Source organism: Acaryochloris sp. CCMEE 5410 (genome assembly GCF_000238775.2).
In the GTDB taxonomy this organism is placed as follows: domain Bacteria; phylum Cyanobacteriota; class Cyanobacteriia; order Thermosynechococcales; family Thermosynechococcaceae; genus Acaryochloris.
Window position 1 is genome coordinate 2,528,559 of record NZ_AFEJ02000001.1, and the last position, 16,942, is coordinate 2,545,500.

Here is a 16,942-nt window from a genome sequence, read left to right on the forward strand (position 1 = left end):
AGGGAAGGGTTACAGGGTAGATCATATGCTCAAGCGTGTTGCAGAACTAGGACTAGCAGTTGGTTCAGCCGTTTGGCTGTCCGTTCATGTTCATCCCAAACCCGCCAGAGGTGCCGAACGCATCTTTGGCTCGTTTCTCTCTTTTGAGCAATCGGTCTCAGTTGAGTCTTTAGAGACCTTCGCTGAAACGGGACGCATCACGGGAGATTTTATTCCCTATGCTCGCTATATCAGTCCTGAGCAACGCCCCTTCCTCCAAAATGCATTACAGCAAAAGCTAGCCATCTCTCCCGTTGCCGTATCGCAATTTCTCTATTCAGATATTGGCGAGTTAATGGTGCGTCGCATCGCTAAAGTCATTCGGCCCAAATCCAATCAAGGTGGGTTTTATGCTCTTAGAGGCGCACTCATTGTTGCGGCTGCTGATCCAGAGGGACTAACGGTTCTGAACTTTTTAAAGCACTATCCTATCCAAGGTCTGAAGATAGATCTGGATGAAGGGTTAGCCATTTTCTCTCAAATACGTGGCTTAATTCGACAAACGAATACCTTGATTGAGACCTTGGAGAAGCAGACCCCTGATCGTCCCACAGATAACCCAACCAGAGCTGCCTTGACCCAGCCGGGACAATTTTCCTGGCAACAAACGACCCTCACGTTATCAGATCAAAGTCCCACACGGCAGAACCTAACCGGGCAGTCCCGTCAGTTCCCCGTTGATCTCTATCTACCGCAAACCGCCAGTCCCCAGCCCAAACCGATTGTTGTGATTTCTCATGGCCTGAATTCCAATCGCGACTCTTATGGCTATTTAGCAGAACATCTTGCGTCTTATGGATTTGTGGTGGTCATGCCAGAACATATTGGCAGCAATACCAACCAGCTCCAAGCCTTGATGCTAGGGCGAGTGAAAGAGGTCACCCAACCAACAGAATTTCTGGATCGCCCCTTAGATGTGCAGTTTGTATTGGATGAACTGGAAAGGTTATCAACCTCTGATCCCATGCTTCAAGGGCAGTTAAATCTTGACCAGGTTGGCGTAATTGGCCAGTCTTTTGGCGGATATACAGCGCTAGCCTTAGCTGGGGCAACGATTAATTTTGAGCAACTTCAGCAAGATTGTGGGTCACGGCTCAAAGACACGATCAATATCTCCTTAATACTCCAGTGCCAAGTGATTAAGTTGCCTCAACGACGATATGAGCTAGCAGATCCTCGGATTAAAGGGTCGATCGCCATCAATCCAGTCACGAGTAGCGTGTTGGGTGAGACGCTTAGCCAAATCCAAACGCCAGTTATGTTTGTATCCGGCAGTGCCGATAAGGTGTCACCATCACTCCTAGAACAGGCCACTCCGTTTACATGGCTGACCGTGACAGATAAATATTTTGTCTTGATGCAGGGGGGCACCCATTTTTCCACCATTGATGCCGATCAGCCCCATGACTCACCATCTGAGTTCCAAGGACTTGCGGGTCCCTCCCCTGGAACAGCTAAAGCATACCTATCCGCGTTGAGTGTCGCTTTTATGAAACGGCATATCTTGGAAGACGCTAAGTTTGACACATATTTATCACCTCAATTCGTGGCGACTTTGAGACAGGGTAAACTCAAGCTCAATCTATCTAAGACCCTCTCTACCAATGAAATTTTAAATCCAGGCTAATCTAACACTGTCGTTTCTAAGAGCTAACTATTAGAAGAAAGAGCAAAGCTATCAGGCAGATGAGGTCTAGTTGATCATGCCTGCCTGAGAGATTGATGTTTTCTATTGCCGTAGCTACAACGGTGATGGTAAGAAACTGAAGTTATGAAAGATAGACATCCGGTCAAAATTCTTGAAAGCTTTTTGTGGCAGATGCTTCCAGGGAACTATCATCCCTATGGATATACATTTGATTGGAAAGTATCAAAACTATTCTTTGACCATGAGTTTTCAAATTTAGAAACTATCGAAGCTGATTTCCAACGCGAATATGGAGCTGTCGTTGCCAAAATTCAAGAGGTTTGGGGAGCCGCTGATTTTCAAAGGAACATCAACACTGGCTCTCCTGATTGGTATTGGAGCTACATTATCGAAATGAGTTGCTGGAATAAAGAAGAGGGCATAGCTTATGTTGCTTATCATAAAGAAGATAAAGAACTGCCCTATGAAATAACCCTTGGAACAATGTTCAAAGAAGCACTTGAAGAAGAATGGTGAGTACTGGGGTTCCTTAGTCGGCACGTTTAGTTCTTTGCAGTGAATTTATCTTGAAGTCAACGGATACATTTCTATTTGAGCTAGCAATCAGATGGTACAAACTCCTATCCAGCGCTTAACTTTAGCAGAGTTTTTGGCATTGCCAGAAACAGAACCGGCTAGCGAGTACATAGACGGACAAATTATCCAAAAACCTATGCCGCAAGGAAAGCACAGTTCGATTCAGACAGAATTATCGACTGCGATCAATGCTCAGCTACGGCCTAAAAAAATTGCCAGAGCCTTTTCAGAATTACGCTGTACATTTGGTGATCGATCAATCGTTCCCGATATCTCTGTTTTCAGTTGGGACAGAATTGCACGTGATCAGAATAGAGAGATCGCCAATGTTTTTCAACTGGCCCCAGATTGGATGATTGAAATCCTATCTCCCGATCAGAGTCATACTAAAGTGACTAAAAATATTCTGCATTGCCTCAATCATGGTGCTGAGATGGGATGGCTTATTGACCCAAGCGAAAAAGCAATCTTGGTGTATCGCCCCCAACAACAGACCTTAGTGTTTGATCAATCGACTGATGCACTGCCTGTACCTAAATTCGCTAGACCCATAACACTCACGATTGAAGTGGTGTTTAACTGGTTGCTGGAGTAATAGAGTTCTAGCAGATATGCTCAGGATTTATCAACTCCGTCTTTATCCAATGACTTAATGGAGCTAACAATAGATTTCTGGTTCGTTTGACAAGACATTAACGGAGCTATGCCAATAGTTTTTGGTTGAAAAGTTGAAGCATCGTTGAGATCTCGTTGATAATGTCTGAATGACTTATTGATGTTCTCTGCTGTATTGGCTAGAAATTGTGACAGAATCCGGACGCTATAAAAAGACCGTAAATCTCCCCAAAACCAAATTTGATATGCGCGCCAATGCGGTGAAGCGCGAACCTGAACTGCAAAAATTTTGGGCTGATCACCAGATTTACGAAAACCTGTCCCAGAATAATCCTGGAGATGTGTTTGTACTCCATGATGGGCCACCCTATGCCAACGGCGATCTACACATTGGTCATGCCCTCAACAAAATTCTCAAAGACATCATCAATAAGTTTCAGCTTTTGCAGGGTCGCAAAGTTCGCTATGTACCGGGTTGGGACTGTCACGGCTTACCGATTGAGCTAAAGGTACTGCAGAATATTCAGCCTGAAAATCGGGCCAAGCTGACACCACTGAAATTGCGGTGGAAGGCTCGGGATTTTGCCCTGAAAACTGTGGAGAAGCAGAGTAAGAGTTTCCAGCGGTATGGAGTTTGGGGGAATTGGGAGAACCCCTATCTAACATTGAAGCCAGAATATGAAGCGGCCCAGATTGGCGTCTTTGGCAAAATGGCCCTTAAGGGGTACATCTATCGGGGATTTAAGCCCGTCTATTGGAGTCCCAGCTCACAAACAGCCCTAGCCGAAGCCGAGCTGGAATATCCAGAAGGTCATACCTCCCGTAGTATCTATGTCACGTTTAAGGTGACTGGGCTATCGGAGGCTGCCCAGCCTTTGCTCGATGAGTATTTACCAACCCTTAAAGTCGCCATCTGGACAACGACGCCTTGGACCATTCCGGGAAATTTAGCGGTTAGTTTAAATCCTGACCTTACCTATGCAGTGGTGAAGGCAGGCGAAGATTATCTGATTGTGGCGGAAGACTTGGTGGAGACCTTGACGGAAACTTTGGAGTCCTCCTTCAAAATAATCAAGACCCTCCCTGGTAAAGCCCTAGAAAATTCCACCTACCAGCACCCACTGTTTGAGCGAGAAGGCCCCTTGGTCTTGGGTGACTATGTGACCACTGAGTCGGGGACGGGACTGGTGCATACTGCACCAGGGCATGGTCAAGAAGACTATCAGGTGGGTCAGCAATATGGTTTAGCAATGCTGTCTCCAGTAGATGGAGATGGCACGTTTACTGATGAGGCGGGTCCTTTCGCTGGGCTGAATGTCTTAAATGGCGGTAATGAAGCGGTAATTGAGGCACTACAGTCAGCAGGTGCCCTGTTAAAAGAAGAAAGCTATGCCCACAAATATCCCTACGATTGGCGGACCAAAAAGCCAGTGATCTTGCGAGCAACGGAGCAGTGGTTTGCGTCGGTGGATGGGTTTAGGGAGGCAGTATTGGATGCGATCGCAACCGTAAACTGGATTCCTGCCCAAGGAGAAAACCGCATTACTTCTATGGTCTCAGAGCGATCGGATTGGTGTATCTCGCGGCAGCGCAATTGGGGTGTACCCATTCCGGTGTTCTACAACGATGCCACGGGCGAACCTCTCCTGAATGAAGCTACGATCAACCATGTGCAGGCAATCGTGGCGGAGAAGGGCTCCGATGCCTGGTGGGAACTCGATAACGACGAACTCTTGCCCGAACCCTATCGTAGCGATGGCAATACCTACCGCAAGGGCACCGACACCATGGATGTCTGGTTTGATTCCGGGTCATCCTGGGCGGCGGTCTGCGATCAGCGGGAGCCTTTGAAATATCCAGCGGAAATGTACTTAGAAGGGTCGGATCAGCATCGGGGTTGGTTCCAGTCTAGTATCTTGACCAGCGTGGCCACCAACGGCCATGCTCCCTATAAAACCGTCTTAACCCACGGCTTTGTCCTGGATGAGCAGGGTCGCAAGATGAGTAAATCCATTGGGAATGTGGTGGACCCAGCCATCGTCATTGCTGGTGGCAAAAACCAAAAGCAAGATCCACCCTACGGTGCCGATGTGCTGCGCCTCTGGGTGTCTTCCGTGGACTATGCCTCCGACGTACCTTTGGGTAAAAATATCCTCAAGCAAATGGCGGATGTGTATCGTAAGATCCGCAATACCTCTCGCTTCTTGCTGGGTAACCTCCATGACTTTGATCCGGCTCAAGATGCAGTGAACTACGAGGATTTGCCTCAACTCGATCGCTATATGCTGCATCGGATCACAGAGGTATTTACTGACGTGACAGAAGCTTTTGAGAGCTTCCAGTTCTTCCGATTCTTCCAGACCGTACAGAATTTCTGTGTCGTCGATCTATCCAATTTCTACTTAGATACGGCCAAGGATCGCCTCTATATCAGCGAGCCGAATAACCCTCGGCGGCGCAGCTGTCAGACAGTATTGGCCATTGCCCTAGAGAATTTGGCCCGCGCCATTGCCCCGGTGCTTTCCCATATGGCAGAGGATATCTGGCAGTCCTTGCCCTATCAGACAGAACATCAATCGGTGTTTGCCTCCGGGTGGATGCATCTAGAAGATCAGTGGCAGAATCCTGATCTGGCTAGCCACTGGGTGGTACTGCGAGAGATTCGCCAAGAGGTGAATAAGGTGCTGGAGCAGGCTCGGGTGGAAAAACAGATCGGTTCTTCCCTGGAATCGAAGGTATTGCTGTATGTCAGTGATACGGACTTGCGTCAGCAGTTAGCCGCCATGAATCCTGCCACTGGAGCAGGTTCAAACAACGTAGATGAGTTGCGGTACCTATTTTTGGCGTCCCAGGTGGAATTGCTGGATACACCTAAAAAGTTAGATAGATTAATGTATCAGTTTCAGTCTGAAACCATAGGTGTGGGTGTTGTTAAGGCAGATGGACAGAAATGCGATCGCTGCTGGAATTACTCCACCTATGTCGGTCAGTCTAAAAAGCATCCCTTGCTATGCGATCGCTGCGAACCTATCATCGAAAACCAAATTACCCAAGGTCGGATTAGTAAATCTGAGGATGGCAGCTATCAACCGACTGTTTGAAACCAATTAACATAAAAATAGTCCAACAAAGATAGGCGATTGACTGCTGACTATTTCATTTGCCAAAGCCAGTCTAGCTGATTGACAAAACTTATATCGATGTCATATGAATCAAAATTCATAGCATTAATGAAAAAACTATAGATTCCACCAAGAATATATAGAACCATAAACACAGCGGCAGCTCTATAGAGATTAGAGTGCCTCGGCGCAAGAATATAAATGAGGAACACACCCGGCAATATATAGAATGATATTCTCCAAAGAAAATCGATTGTATTAAACATCTATTTTATAAAATAAGTAAACTGGGAAAATTTCTGTCACTAATTTGTAAACGTAAATATTCGAGGTTAGGAAGCTAATTTTTAAACTATTTTTTAGAGGGAGCTAAACTAAGCTATTTATTAACTTTATATAAGTTGAGAGAAATGATGTTTAGTAAAAACTGCCTTTATTTGAGTCCATTTTGTCTTCAAATAACACTAGATCTATAAGTATATCTATCCTAGATAGCCAAAACCTAATCCCAAGCCAGCAGATATATATAGCAGAAAGGTACGTATAATAGTATTTGTGACGTTTGTTAAGTTAAGGTCAGCAATATTGAGTGTCATCCAAAAGCACATCACCATAGACCATCCAATGAATATATTGAACCCTATATATGATGCTGCATACACTGCAAACTGGATAGACAGTCCACCCACTAAGAAAAGAATTATTCTGAACTTTCTCAACCAATTTATTTGAGTTGGAAAAGGACAAGCCACACACCCTATCAGGGCAGTTGTTCCCAGAATCTCTACGAACCCAAACCATGAAGGTGCAAGATTGTGGCCTAGCAACATACCACCAATGAAATTGATTATTAGACCTAAAATATGATTTCTCATCATTGTTGAAGCTCAATTTTATACATTCTTGTATGTCAGTATTCCCATAAACAATCACCTCAGTGCGCTTGAAAACACGCAAGCTTAGGTATCATATCTACGGCATGCTGAAGCAATCATCACCCAAGTCATGATGCCAATTTATACTTGCCAATCTACTGATGTTTCAAAGATTTCTGTCTCAGAAAAAGGACAGATTTGAGGAAGTTGTGTGGGGTCCAAGGACATCTCTTTACCCACAAGATTGAGACCCTTTTCATACCCAATCTCAATCGCTTCCACTCAGATAAGGCTTCAAGCTAGAATTCTCTCGCAGATGGCGTGCTATTTCCTGACGCTGCTCTTTAATCGCATAGAACCAGCTCTTAGATCGGGCTTCTGGTTGATAGCGCCACTGGAGTAAATGTCCCAACAAAACCCCCAATCGATTGCGCAGCTCTTGCCGTTTCCGCTTACCCAACGAGGCAATCTCCTCAATCAGATTGTCAATATCCACTTGTTCCCATTGTTGAGCTTGCAGTAGTTCTATCTGGCGCTGGGTCCAATCGTAAAAATCTTGATCGTAGAGAGTGGTCGTCTGCATAGGAATGAGTGACCATACATTAAAAGCAACGACTCACTAAATAGAACCAGCTCTTAGATCGGGCTTCTGGTTGATAGCGCCACTGGAGTAAATGTCCCAACAAAACCCCCAATCGATTGCGCAGCTCTTGCCGTTTCCGCTTATCCAACGAGGCAATCTCCTCAATCAGATTGTCAATATCCACTTGTTCCCATTGTTGAGCTTGCAGTAGTTCTATCTGGCGCTGGGTCCAATCGTAAAAATCTTGATCGTAGAGAGTGGTCGTCTGCATAGGAATGAGTGACCATACATTAAAAGCAACGACTCACTAAGCAGTCAAACCCTGGCAATAGAGAAGATGTAAGTGAATCTGTTTCTAACAACGTCGCCTGAAGCTGGAGTTGAGCATTGTCGCGGCGATAGATCTCAATTTGCTTGAGTCGCCAATTCAAAATCCAGTATTCCTTGACGCCTTTGAGGGAATAGAGCCTGAGTTTAATTTCACGATCCCTCCGCTCATTCGTTGTCCCAGCAGAAAGCACCTCAATCACCAAATCAGGCGCTTCCGTAAAATGTCCCGATTCATCCACAATATTGGGCAGACGTTCCTTCTGCACCCAGACAACATCAGGAATCACATCATCCATATCAGAAAAAACGACGCCTGGGGCTAGAAAAGGTTTACCCAAGCCAGTGTCTTCCGACCATAACAACAATCTGGCATAGGTTAAACCAGCAGAATCTTGATGTCCTAGATGGGGTGCTCGCGTCACAAACAACTCTCCATTCACAATTTCGTAACGCTTCCAATCACCCTCGGGAAACAGTTCCAAGTCTGCGCTGGTCCAACAAAGCTCTTTAGAAGTAGTTGTTGCCATGCCGTCATTATATATTTAGTACAATTATCAATATTTTATCGCAGGCGTTTTTAGGGTAACGCTAGCAGGGAGTGATCAGGATCTGCATCAGCAGTTAGCAGCCATGAATCCTACCGGTAAGGGTTCAAATAATGTGGATGAGTTACGATACCTATTTTTAGCGTCCCAGGTGAAATTGCTGGATACACCTAAAAATTTAGAGGAGTTAAAGTATCAGTCCCAGTCTGAAAACCGGGGTGTGGTCGGGGTAAAGGCAGATGGTGAGAAATGCGATCGCTGCGAACCCATCATCGAAAATTTAGTCACCCAAGGTCAAATCAGTCTAACTCAGGAAGGTAGGTACCAATCGAATACAAAATAACGCCTGGTTTAGGCTATCCCTATTGGCCCATAACATCAACGAACGGATAAGGGGGTTGGATTGCCAGAACCAGAGTTTCGGCATAGTCCGAACTCCGATTGGCTTATGAGTTAAGCATCTGGTCGTTGTCGTAAATGTCTTGTGACGCATCCTTGGCTGCAGAGCGACCAGAGATCAGATTGCTGGAACTTCATAGCAGTCTGGTCTTGAGAGTGGGTAAAGCCAAGAGAACCCCTCTCAATTTAGAGCTGCATCTTTAAATATTCTTTCCAGAAAGCTTGCTCTTTGGCATTCCGTAACTGCATGATGAAGCAAGGTGACTAATCATAAATATTCAGATTATTGATATCAATTCATTTTTTACTTTTTTCAAAATGTTTTCTTCAAACCAAAAGTTATCTTCATTTTTACTATCCCTTTATTCTTTACCCATACTGTTCTTATTTGCGATCGCATTCGCAAGTCTAAAATTTGATATCCCCATCACGACCTTTACTCGTGATCCAGCAGTTATTGGTAACATCAACCCCCTTGCCGGCATCGCATCGCATCTTGGAGTCCTTGTACTCACTGCATCTGGTGCAATATGTATATTTAGCTGGGCTGCATTGCAACCCACTCGCAGCACCAAGAAATTTTCCCTGTTTTTACTAGGCTTAGGTATTTTTAGCTTACTTCTCGGGCTAGATGATTTATTTATGCTCCATGAATCAATCTATCCAAGACTGTTCAGAGTAAGTGAGAATGTTATTCTCCTGATTTACGGCTTGCTTGCAATCGGTGGAATCGTAAAATATTGGAGAACCATCTTACAAACAGACTATTTTATTTTTGGGGTTGCCCTTATTTTTTTTGCACTGTCACTCATAGTGGATGCGTTTCCAGAACTGATTGAGGCAATGATTGGACAATGGCGAATCCTATTCGAAGACGGCTTCAAACTACTAGGCATTATTGGCTGGTTTGGCTATTCCTGGAGATGCTCAATACAAGGACTGAAGAAGATACAGACTCTTTAGTCTGTTGTGGAATCATACCCTTCCTAGATATTCAGCGCTGCTCAAAACTTTAACAATGGCTAATTCCTTCTTGACGAGCGGCTTGCTCCACTGCCGAAGCGACTGCTGTAGCGACGCGCTCATCAAACACAGACGGAATAATGTGATCGTGGTGGAGTTCGTCGCTTCCTACCAGTGCTGCGATCGCATAGGCAGCTTGTAGGTGCATTGTCGTTGTAATAGCGGCAGCACGGCAGTTCAGAGCACCTCGAAAAATCCCAGGAAACGCCAACACATTATTAATCTGGTTGGGATAATCACTGCGCCCTGTCGCAATCACCGCCACATCACTTTGAATCAGTTCAGGCTGGATTTCGGGAATCGGGTTGGCCATGGCAAACACAATCCGGTCGGGGGCCATTGTTTTGACCATCTCAGGGGTTAACACGCCGGGGGCGCTAACGCCCAGAAACACATCTGCACCTTTGAGGGCATCGGCTAAGGTACCTGACTGTTCCACGGCGAAGGACTGCTTCGTTTCGTTTAAGTCTGTGCGATCTCGGCTGATTATGCCGTTGCGATCGCACAATCGAATCGTTTTTACTCCTGCTTTCTGCAATAACCGGGCAATGGCAACCCCCGCAGCCCCAGCCCCATTAATCACAATGGCAATCTCTTCAAAAGCTTTATCGACTAACTTCAAAGCATTAATTAACGCCGCCAACACCACAATCGCGGTGCCATGTTGATCATCATGAAAGACGGGAATATCCAGTTCTCGGCGTAACCGTTCTTCCACTTCAAAGCAGCGTGGTGCACTAATATCCTCTAGGTTGACACCACCAAACACGGGAGCCATCCGCTTTACCGTTTCCACAATTTCATCTACATCTTGGGTGGCAAGACAAACGGGAAAGGCATTAATCTTGCCAAATTCCTGGAACAGTAACGCCTTCCCTTCCATCACGGGTAAAGCTGCTTCTGGGCCAATATTGCCCAATCCCAACACCGCACTGCCATCGGTCACAACCGCCACGGTATTACTTTTGATGGTGTAACGATACACCTGGTCTTTCTCTTGGGCAATGGCCGTACAGATCCGGCCCACACCAGGGGTATAGGCCATGGATAAATCATCCTGGCTATGAAGGGGCAGCTTACTTTGGACGGTAATTTTGCCGCCTCGGTGGCAATCAAACGTGCGATCGGAGATGTCCAGTAACGTAATCTGCGGCAATGCTTTCAACGCATCAACAATGGTACCTGCATGCTCTGTACTGGAAGCATTAACCGTAATCTCGCGAGTCAGTGAGGTATGGGTCCGTTCTAAAAGATCGATATGTCCTAGACTGCCACCCGCATCACCGATTGACTGCAGGACTTGAGCCAGCATTCCAGTTTGGTTGGGCAACTTAACCCGAATCGTGAGACTAAAGCTAGAGTTGGGAGTCAGTTGAACCATGGTGATATCTACCGTACGTCAGATTTATTGCAAGCTACCGCTCCCAATTGTAACGGCATACAGGTGAGCCAAGAAGGCTTGTTTGGGGTCGAGAGATAAGGACATTGACTTCATATCTAATCGCTATACTGGACGATGCGCTGACACCATAAATACGAATTACCCGCTTAACTGCAGAATGCCACATATCGTTGAGATCAACGGCCATATCAACCCTTCTCCCTCACAACTCGATGCTATTGCAGAGCAGTTTAGTCAAGGATTAGGGGAGGTTTATGCACACCTCGATAACGACGATGCACTGATTGTTGAACAGACCGAGCTAGGATTTGTGGTTTGTACCATCGACTATGTATTAGCGGATCCAACGCGTCCCGAAGAAATAGTCACTGTAGCGATTGGTGGGCAAGATACCCCCATCCACCATCAATGTTTAGTGCCGCGAGCCTTTGCTATACCTGCTGTTGTTCATTTCCTGAAACACTTGGATACACCTGCTGAATTAGGCTGGATATCCACAACAGACATGCCACAGCCATTGCCAGAGCCCATTCTGGACGATAAGGCCATCCTTGAGCTTTGGCATCAAGGGAATCGTATCGGAGCTATACGTGAATATCGACGGTCCCATAAACTTGGACTTGCTGAAGCTCTCACCACACTCCAAAATCTTGCTGCCCCTGAGGCCTAATCATGTTTCTGTTACATCAACAATAATTTGTATAGTCTGCACTAGAAGACCTTGGTGGCATCTTGTCAGTCAAACCAGGGTCTGTTCTCAAGGATCGATATATCCCAGCCTGCCACTAACAATGGCAAGACGTAACCTAGCATTCCAGGTTAATTAAGTAGCTTGACCATTTCAATGGCCTAAAGCGACATGATCATGTTTCTCCCTTATTCCTAGAAGAGACTAGAACACAATCCAGACAACATCACAGCATCTGCATAAGACCCAACTTCTTTTTTCTTCTGCCAACCATAATATTTGAGTCATTCGAAGAAAAATATTTTTAATTTTCAAGCATCTATTCCAGGCAATAGAAGATGTAAATGAATATCAAGATTTACCTAGCTCAAAACACAAGCAATCTAGAGCTAAACCTTATTTTGAAAGACTTTCAGAGTTTGCAAAGACTAGTAACTAATTGAACATAAGTCTTTGCAATTCGCATACGGTCCTGCGCCATATCTGATGATTCTAGTAGCCCCAAACATTTTTAAAGTTCTATTAGAATAACGTCTCAAATAGGAGTGACTATGACGCCACAATATGAATATCGATACGATGCCCTGAAAGACGTTTCCCCTGAATTGAAATATCCAATGGCCAAGGAGGTGTTTCCAGCAGACCAATCTTTGACAAAATGGCCCTGGACTCGAGATCTCGTTTCCGTTGTCCTCAGAATTATTGCCAATCAGGCCATGCAGGATATATCCGTCCGTAGAGGATCAGCCTGTCGTCTGATTACGTTTATTCGCTTATATCGAATTCTAGAAAATCCCCTCTATCAGTCAGGTCTGGAGAGGCTTTTCAATGCTGTCAATAATCTTGTACGGGGTCTCTCCAATATTTTTGGCAACAGAGCCCAGTCTCAAAATATCAAACATGATGTAAAGGAGGAGCAACATCCTGACAAAGTCTCCGCCCGCATTTCAGCAATGGTCAAGGATATCCAAGAAACGGCTGAATCGAGAGAGGCTAAAGAGCAACCGTCCTTAGCAGACTATCGCGATCTCTTTCAGATCATTTACTTACCAGACATTAGCAATCATTTCCTAGAAGATCGTGCCTTTGCCGCTCAACGGGTTGCCGGAGCTAACCCCCTCGTGATTAACCGAATTTCTGAACTCCCAGACCATTTCCAAGTCACTGACCAACAGTTTAAATCGGTGATGGGAGATAGTGAGTCCCTCCAAGCAGCCTTGAATGATGGCCGAGTGTATCTGGTAGACTATCAAATTCTTGAAGAAATTGATGCGGGTACAGTCGAGGTGAAGGATCGTGAAATTCTGAAGTATCGCTATGCACCGTTGGCCTTATTTGCGATCGCATCCGGGAATTGTCCCGGTCGCCTCCTCCAGCCGATTGCCATTCAATGCCATCAAGAAGCAGGCAGCCCGATATTTACACCACCCAGTCTAGAAGCCGATAAAGAGGAGCGGCTTGCTTGGAGAATGGCCAAGACCGTCGTTCAAATCGCCGACGGTAACTACCATGAATTGATTTCTCATTTAGGGCGGACTCATCTCTGGATTGAGCCCATTGCTTTAGGCACTTACCGACGCCTAGGAACAGAGCATCCACTGGGTAAATTGCTCCTACCCCACTTCGAAGGCACCTTATTTATCAACAATGCAGCAGCCAATAGCTTAATTGCCCCGGGTGGCACCGTAGACAAAATCTTGTTTGGCACCTTAAAGTCATCCGTTCAGCTCAGCGTCAAAGGCGCTAAGGGTTACCCCTTTTCTTTCAATGATTCCATGCTCCCCCAAACCTTTGCATCCCGAGGCGTGGACGACCTACAAAAGCTACCGGACTACCCCTATCGAGATGATGCATTACTGATTTGGCATGCCATTCACGATTGGGTTGAGGCCTATCTTCAGATCTACTACAAAGATGATGATGCAGTTCTCAAGGATGAAACCCTCCAGGATTGGTTAACCGAGCTAAGAGCTGAAGATGGGGGCCAGATGACTGAAATCGGTGAATCGACTCCAGAAGAACCCGAGCCTAAAATTCGCACCTTGGATTATCTAGTAAACGCGACAACGCTGATTATTTTCACTTGTAGTGCTCAACATGCATCGGTCAATTTTCCCCAAGCATCGTTGATGACGTTTGTCCCCAATATGCCCCTAGCCGGGTTCAATGAAGGCCCGACAGCAGAGAAAGCCAGTGAAGCAGACTATTTCTCTTTACTACCACCCCTGAGTTTGGCCGAACAACAGTTGGATCTAGGGTATACCTTGGGTTCGGTCTACTATACTCAGCTCGGATATTACAAAGCCAATGATGTAGATTTAGGTGATATTAACAACCATACCTACTTCAACGACCTCCAAGTTAAACAGGCTCTCCTAAGCTTCCAACAAAGATTAGAAGAGATTGAGTTGATCATTCAAGACCGGAACGAAACCCGACCCACATATTACGACATCTTGCTCCCGTCCAAGATTCCCCAAAGTACCAACATTTAAGGTAGATCACCTGAGTTAGGGGTAAGTCCATTTTTTGAAATCTTTATACAGACGCATAAAGCCATCAACGCACGCCCAAATAAGGATTTCAGCTTATCCCGAACTCAGGTTGCATCACTCTAGTCCAGAATCAAATTTGATCATGGCATGTAAGGACTAGGCCAAGTAAAAATCAGCGATCAAAATACGCCACTAAGGCAAACGTTTCAGTAAATTCAAGCGTTTAGTGACCTCTTTGTAGACCTCAGTCCGGCCTTTCTGTTGGGCCAGACTGGCGCTTTTTTCCAGATCTGCCCGTCCTTCATTTCTCTTACCGCTCAGGGCAAGCACCGTGCCACGACTCATATAGAACAAGGCATTGCCAGGAGACAGATTAATCGCCTTTGTCAAATCCTGCAGTCCACCCAAAATATCTCGGATACTGGCCCGTGCTAGACCTCGGGCGTTATAGGCAAAGGCTGCATAGGGAGAATTGGCATCCAACTTTAAGGCTTGATTGGCATCCTCGATGGCCATCTGCCACTGCCGCTGGTCGGCCAATAGATTGGCACGCAGGATATAAGGCATCGCATTTTGAGGATCTAACCTCAGGGCTTGGTTAATATCAGCTGTCACCCCCGCGCCATCTTGCAAGACAAACTTGAGATAGGCTCTGATGGTATATGCATCGCTTAAGTTCGGGTTTAAGCGAATCGCCTCATTGATATCCTGTTGTGCCGCCAAGACTAGATCGCGATTCTTGCTAGATCGGCCCTCCATAAAGCTCCAACCAATCGAAGCCATGCGAGCATCCGCTCTTAACCGATAGGCATCCGCTGCCTTAGGATCCGTTTCAATCGCTTGGTTGAGAGCGCTCAAAGCGGCTTCATTATTGCCCTGATAGAGTTGATTCCCGCTTTGGGCAATCAAATCATCCACCTTTGAAGGTTTTGCCCCTGGACTCGGAGCTGTTGCTTGAGAAGCTGCAACCTGCAAATCCAGATTGAGTCCCGATTGAGGTGCTAAAGCTAAAAATGTACTAATTGGAATCCCTAAGTTGTAGCCAACCTTAACCACCACATCTGGGTTGCGGGTGCTGGCTTGGCGATCCGTTTCGCCACGACCATGAATGCCCACTAAGGTCCCTTCTTCGCTCAGGACAGGGCCTCCAGACATACCGGGCAAGGTGTTGTTGGTATAAATTAATCCATAACCGTCATCTTGTTGCACCCGGGAATTGGCAGAGATAATCCCCTGCTGAAATAACAGCGTGGGTTGCGTAATCGCTGTTCCCGTCAACGGCCACCCGGCGACATAGGTGGTCATGCCCCGCTGGGATTGGCTGGAATCACCCAAATTGGCAATTTGATAGGGCTTGTTACTTCTGAACTGCACGACAGCAAGGTCAACGCCGGGCAGTTTTTTGACCTGTGCATAGCTTAATGAATGGCGCTGGTTATCCGGCGTAATCACTTCGTACTCATCATCCGTTTCGACAACATGAGCTGCCGTCAGCACAAAGTAAGTCTTATCTCGCTTGGCAATCATCACGCCTGAACCTGGCGCTTGTCCATCAATCTTGACGCTAATTTGCTCAGCAATACTGGCAACCTGGGAAGCAGACAGCGCTAAAACAGCCTGCGATTGCACCACAACGACTGTTATTGTCCCCACTAAAACCGATGGGATTCCATAGCCAAATTTCATCTATCCACTCCTCCTATCCAGCGGGACTCTCCAATCAAACTCCAATGTTCACAACCTTTGCCAGCACACCCGGAGCTACCAAATATCATCTGGTTTAGGCTGAGAGGGCGCTGAGTTTTCAGCGGGTTGGGGTTGAGAGGGTTTCCTGTTGTTAGAGGAGGCTGTCGGAGTCGCATCAATGGTCGGTCTGGAATTCAAAAACTCATCCATCTTGATATAAACCCGACTGTTTGTCTCATTGAGGGGGTCATTGGATGCTCGTACGCGCAAATCCATTAACCGTTGGAGTGTTCTACCAGGGTTACTGCCGGGTTTTAAGGTAAATAAAACCCCTGTACACCCTTTCTTGGGTGCAGGCGCAACGCAGACAATATTTTGTCGCGTTTTGCTATCCCACTTAGTTGTTAAGTAATTTAGTGACCCATCACGGTAGTATTGCTCAAACAAGCCCGATACTTTTTGACAACGGGCCTCTGGGGTCCAACCTGAATCGGCAAAATGTTCTGAAGTCCACCGAATCACAGCAACAAAGCCTTGTTTCGTTTTGGCCAGCGTTGTGGGCGTATTTTGGCTTTGGCCACAGCTAAATCGAGGTTCACTCGCTTGTGCTGGGGAGCGAATCACCCCCAAGGTTGCACCCACGACGACGGGCACTGTCAGCAAAGATACGATTGGGTAACGCTTCATAGTCATGTCCAAGCTTAAATTACATAAAACGCTATATACCTAACAAACTCAATAAACTTGGATATAGCCATCTCTTCTTTAGAGATTACATTTCCTCAAAAAAGACTCACTTCCAACTTTATTGAGTTTATAAAGCCTAGACAATAAAATCAATTATTTTCATTTTTTGGAAATTCCAAAAAAATTAATTATTATCACTTCAGTTTTCAAATCAGAAAATTTTTTAAGA

The 16,942-nt window shown here is 45.9% G+C and carries 12 protein-coding genes and 2 pseudogenes; 8 read left to right on the forward strand and 6 right to left on the reverse strand.

Going from position 1 to position 16,942, the window contains the following annotated elements; genetic code table 11:
• Window positions 1-25 precede the first annotated feature (25 nt).
• The 4 genes from ON05_RS11430 (at window position 26) to ileS (ending at window position 5,979) form a co-directional block, all read left to right on the forward strand.
• Complete coding sequence (locus tag ON05_RS11430; protein WP_010472159.1) at window positions 26-1,666, forward strand: alpha/beta hydrolase; 1,641 nt, start codon at window positions 26-28, stop codon at window positions 1,664-1,666.
• 144 nt (window positions 1,667-1,810) lie between these two features.
• Window positions 1,811-2,203, forward strand: a complete 393-nt coding sequence (locus ON05_RS11435; RefSeq protein WP_010472160.1) for a hypothetical protein — start codon at window positions 1,811-1,813, stop codon at window positions 2,201-2,203.
• 91 nt (window positions 2,204-2,294) lie between these two features.
• Window positions 2,295-2,858: a Uma2 family endonuclease gene (locus tag ON05_RS11440; RefSeq protein ID WP_010472161.1), complete on the forward strand. Its 564-nt coding sequence runs from the start codon at window positions 2,295-2,297 to the stop codon at window positions 2,856-2,858.
• 208 nt (window positions 2,859-3,066) lie between these two features.
• Window positions 3,067-5,979 (forward strand): isoleucine--tRNA ligase, encoded by a 2,913-nt coding sequence (gene ileS, locus ON05_RS11445; RefSeq protein ID WP_010472162.1) that lies wholly within the window; start codon window positions 3,067-3,069, stop codon window positions 5,977-5,979.
• A 1,037-nt stretch (window positions 5,980-7,016) separates the two neighbouring features.
• Here the strand turns inward: ileS and ON05_RS11450 are convergent.
• From ON05_RS11450 to ON05_RS11460, 3 genes and pseudogenes are all read right to left on the reverse strand, one after another.
• Window positions 7,017-7,458 (reverse strand): annotated as a pseudogene (locus ON05_RS11450) (DUF29 domain-containing protein).
• 34 nt (window positions 7,459-7,492) lie between these two features.
• Window positions 7,493-7,729 (reverse strand): annotated as a pseudogene (locus tag ON05_RS11455) (DUF29 domain-containing protein); the annotation flags it as partial.
• Between the two features lie 19 nt (window positions 7,730-7,748).
• Window positions 7,749-8,315 carry a Uma2 family endonuclease gene (locus ON05_RS11460; RefSeq protein ID WP_010472170.1) on the reverse strand — a complete coding sequence of 189 codons (567 nt, stop codon included), beginning with the start codon at window positions 8,313-8,315 and terminating at the stop codon, window positions 7,749-7,751.
• A 103-nt stretch (window positions 8,316-8,418) separates the two neighbouring features.
• Here ON05_RS11460 and ON05_RS11465 point away from each other — a divergent pair, with 103 nt between their 5' ends.
• On the forward strand, window positions 8,419-8,676 hold the full coding sequence (locus tag ON05_RS11465; protein ID WP_010472172.1) for a hypothetical protein: 258 nt from the start codon (window positions 8,419-8,421) through the stop codon (window positions 8,674-8,676).
• 374 nt (window positions 8,677-9,050) lie between these two features.
• Window positions 9,051-9,695: a hypothetical protein gene (locus tag ON05_RS11470; RefSeq protein ID WP_010472174.1), complete on the forward strand. Its 645-nt coding sequence runs from the start codon at window positions 9,051-9,053 to the stop codon at window positions 9,693-9,695.
• A gap of 49 nt (window positions 9,696-9,744) precedes the next feature.
• On the opposite strand, the gene ON05_RS11475 is transcribed toward ON05_RS11470, so the two are convergent.
• On the reverse strand, window positions 9,745-11,136 hold the full coding sequence (locus ON05_RS11475; protein WP_010472177.1) for an NAD-dependent malic enzyme: 1,392 nt from the start codon (window positions 11,134-11,136) through the stop codon (window positions 9,745-9,747).
• 178 nt (window positions 11,137-11,314) lie between these two features.
• Between ON05_RS11475 and ON05_RS11480 the strand changes: the two genes are divergently transcribed.
• Window positions 11,315-11,827, forward strand: a complete 513-nt coding sequence (locus ON05_RS11480) for a hypothetical protein (protein WP_010472179.1) — start codon at window positions 11,315-11,317, stop codon at window positions 11,825-11,827.
• A gap of 569 nt (window positions 11,828-12,396) precedes the next feature.
• Window positions 12,397-14,340, forward strand: a complete 1,944-nt coding sequence (locus ON05_RS11485) for a lipoxygenase family protein (RefSeq protein WP_010472182.1) — start codon at window positions 12,397-12,399, stop codon at window positions 14,338-14,340.
• 192 nt (window positions 14,341-14,532) lie between these two features.
• Here ON05_RS11485 and ON05_RS11490 read toward each other — a convergent pair whose 3' ends face one another.
• Both ON05_RS11490 and ON05_RS11495 read right to left on the reverse strand, forming a co-directional pair.
• Window positions 14,533-16,026, reverse strand: a complete 1,494-nt coding sequence (locus ON05_RS11490; RefSeq protein WP_010472183.1) for a serine protease — start codon at window positions 16,024-16,026, stop codon at window positions 14,533-14,535.
• 75 nt (window positions 16,027-16,101) lie between these two features.
• Window positions 16,102-16,713 carry a COP23 domain-containing protein gene (locus tag ON05_RS11495; protein ID WP_010472185.1) on the reverse strand — a complete coding sequence of 204 codons (612 nt, stop codon included), beginning with the start codon at window positions 16,711-16,713 and terminating at the stop codon, window positions 16,102-16,104.
• Window positions 16,714-16,942: the final 229 nt, after the last annotated feature.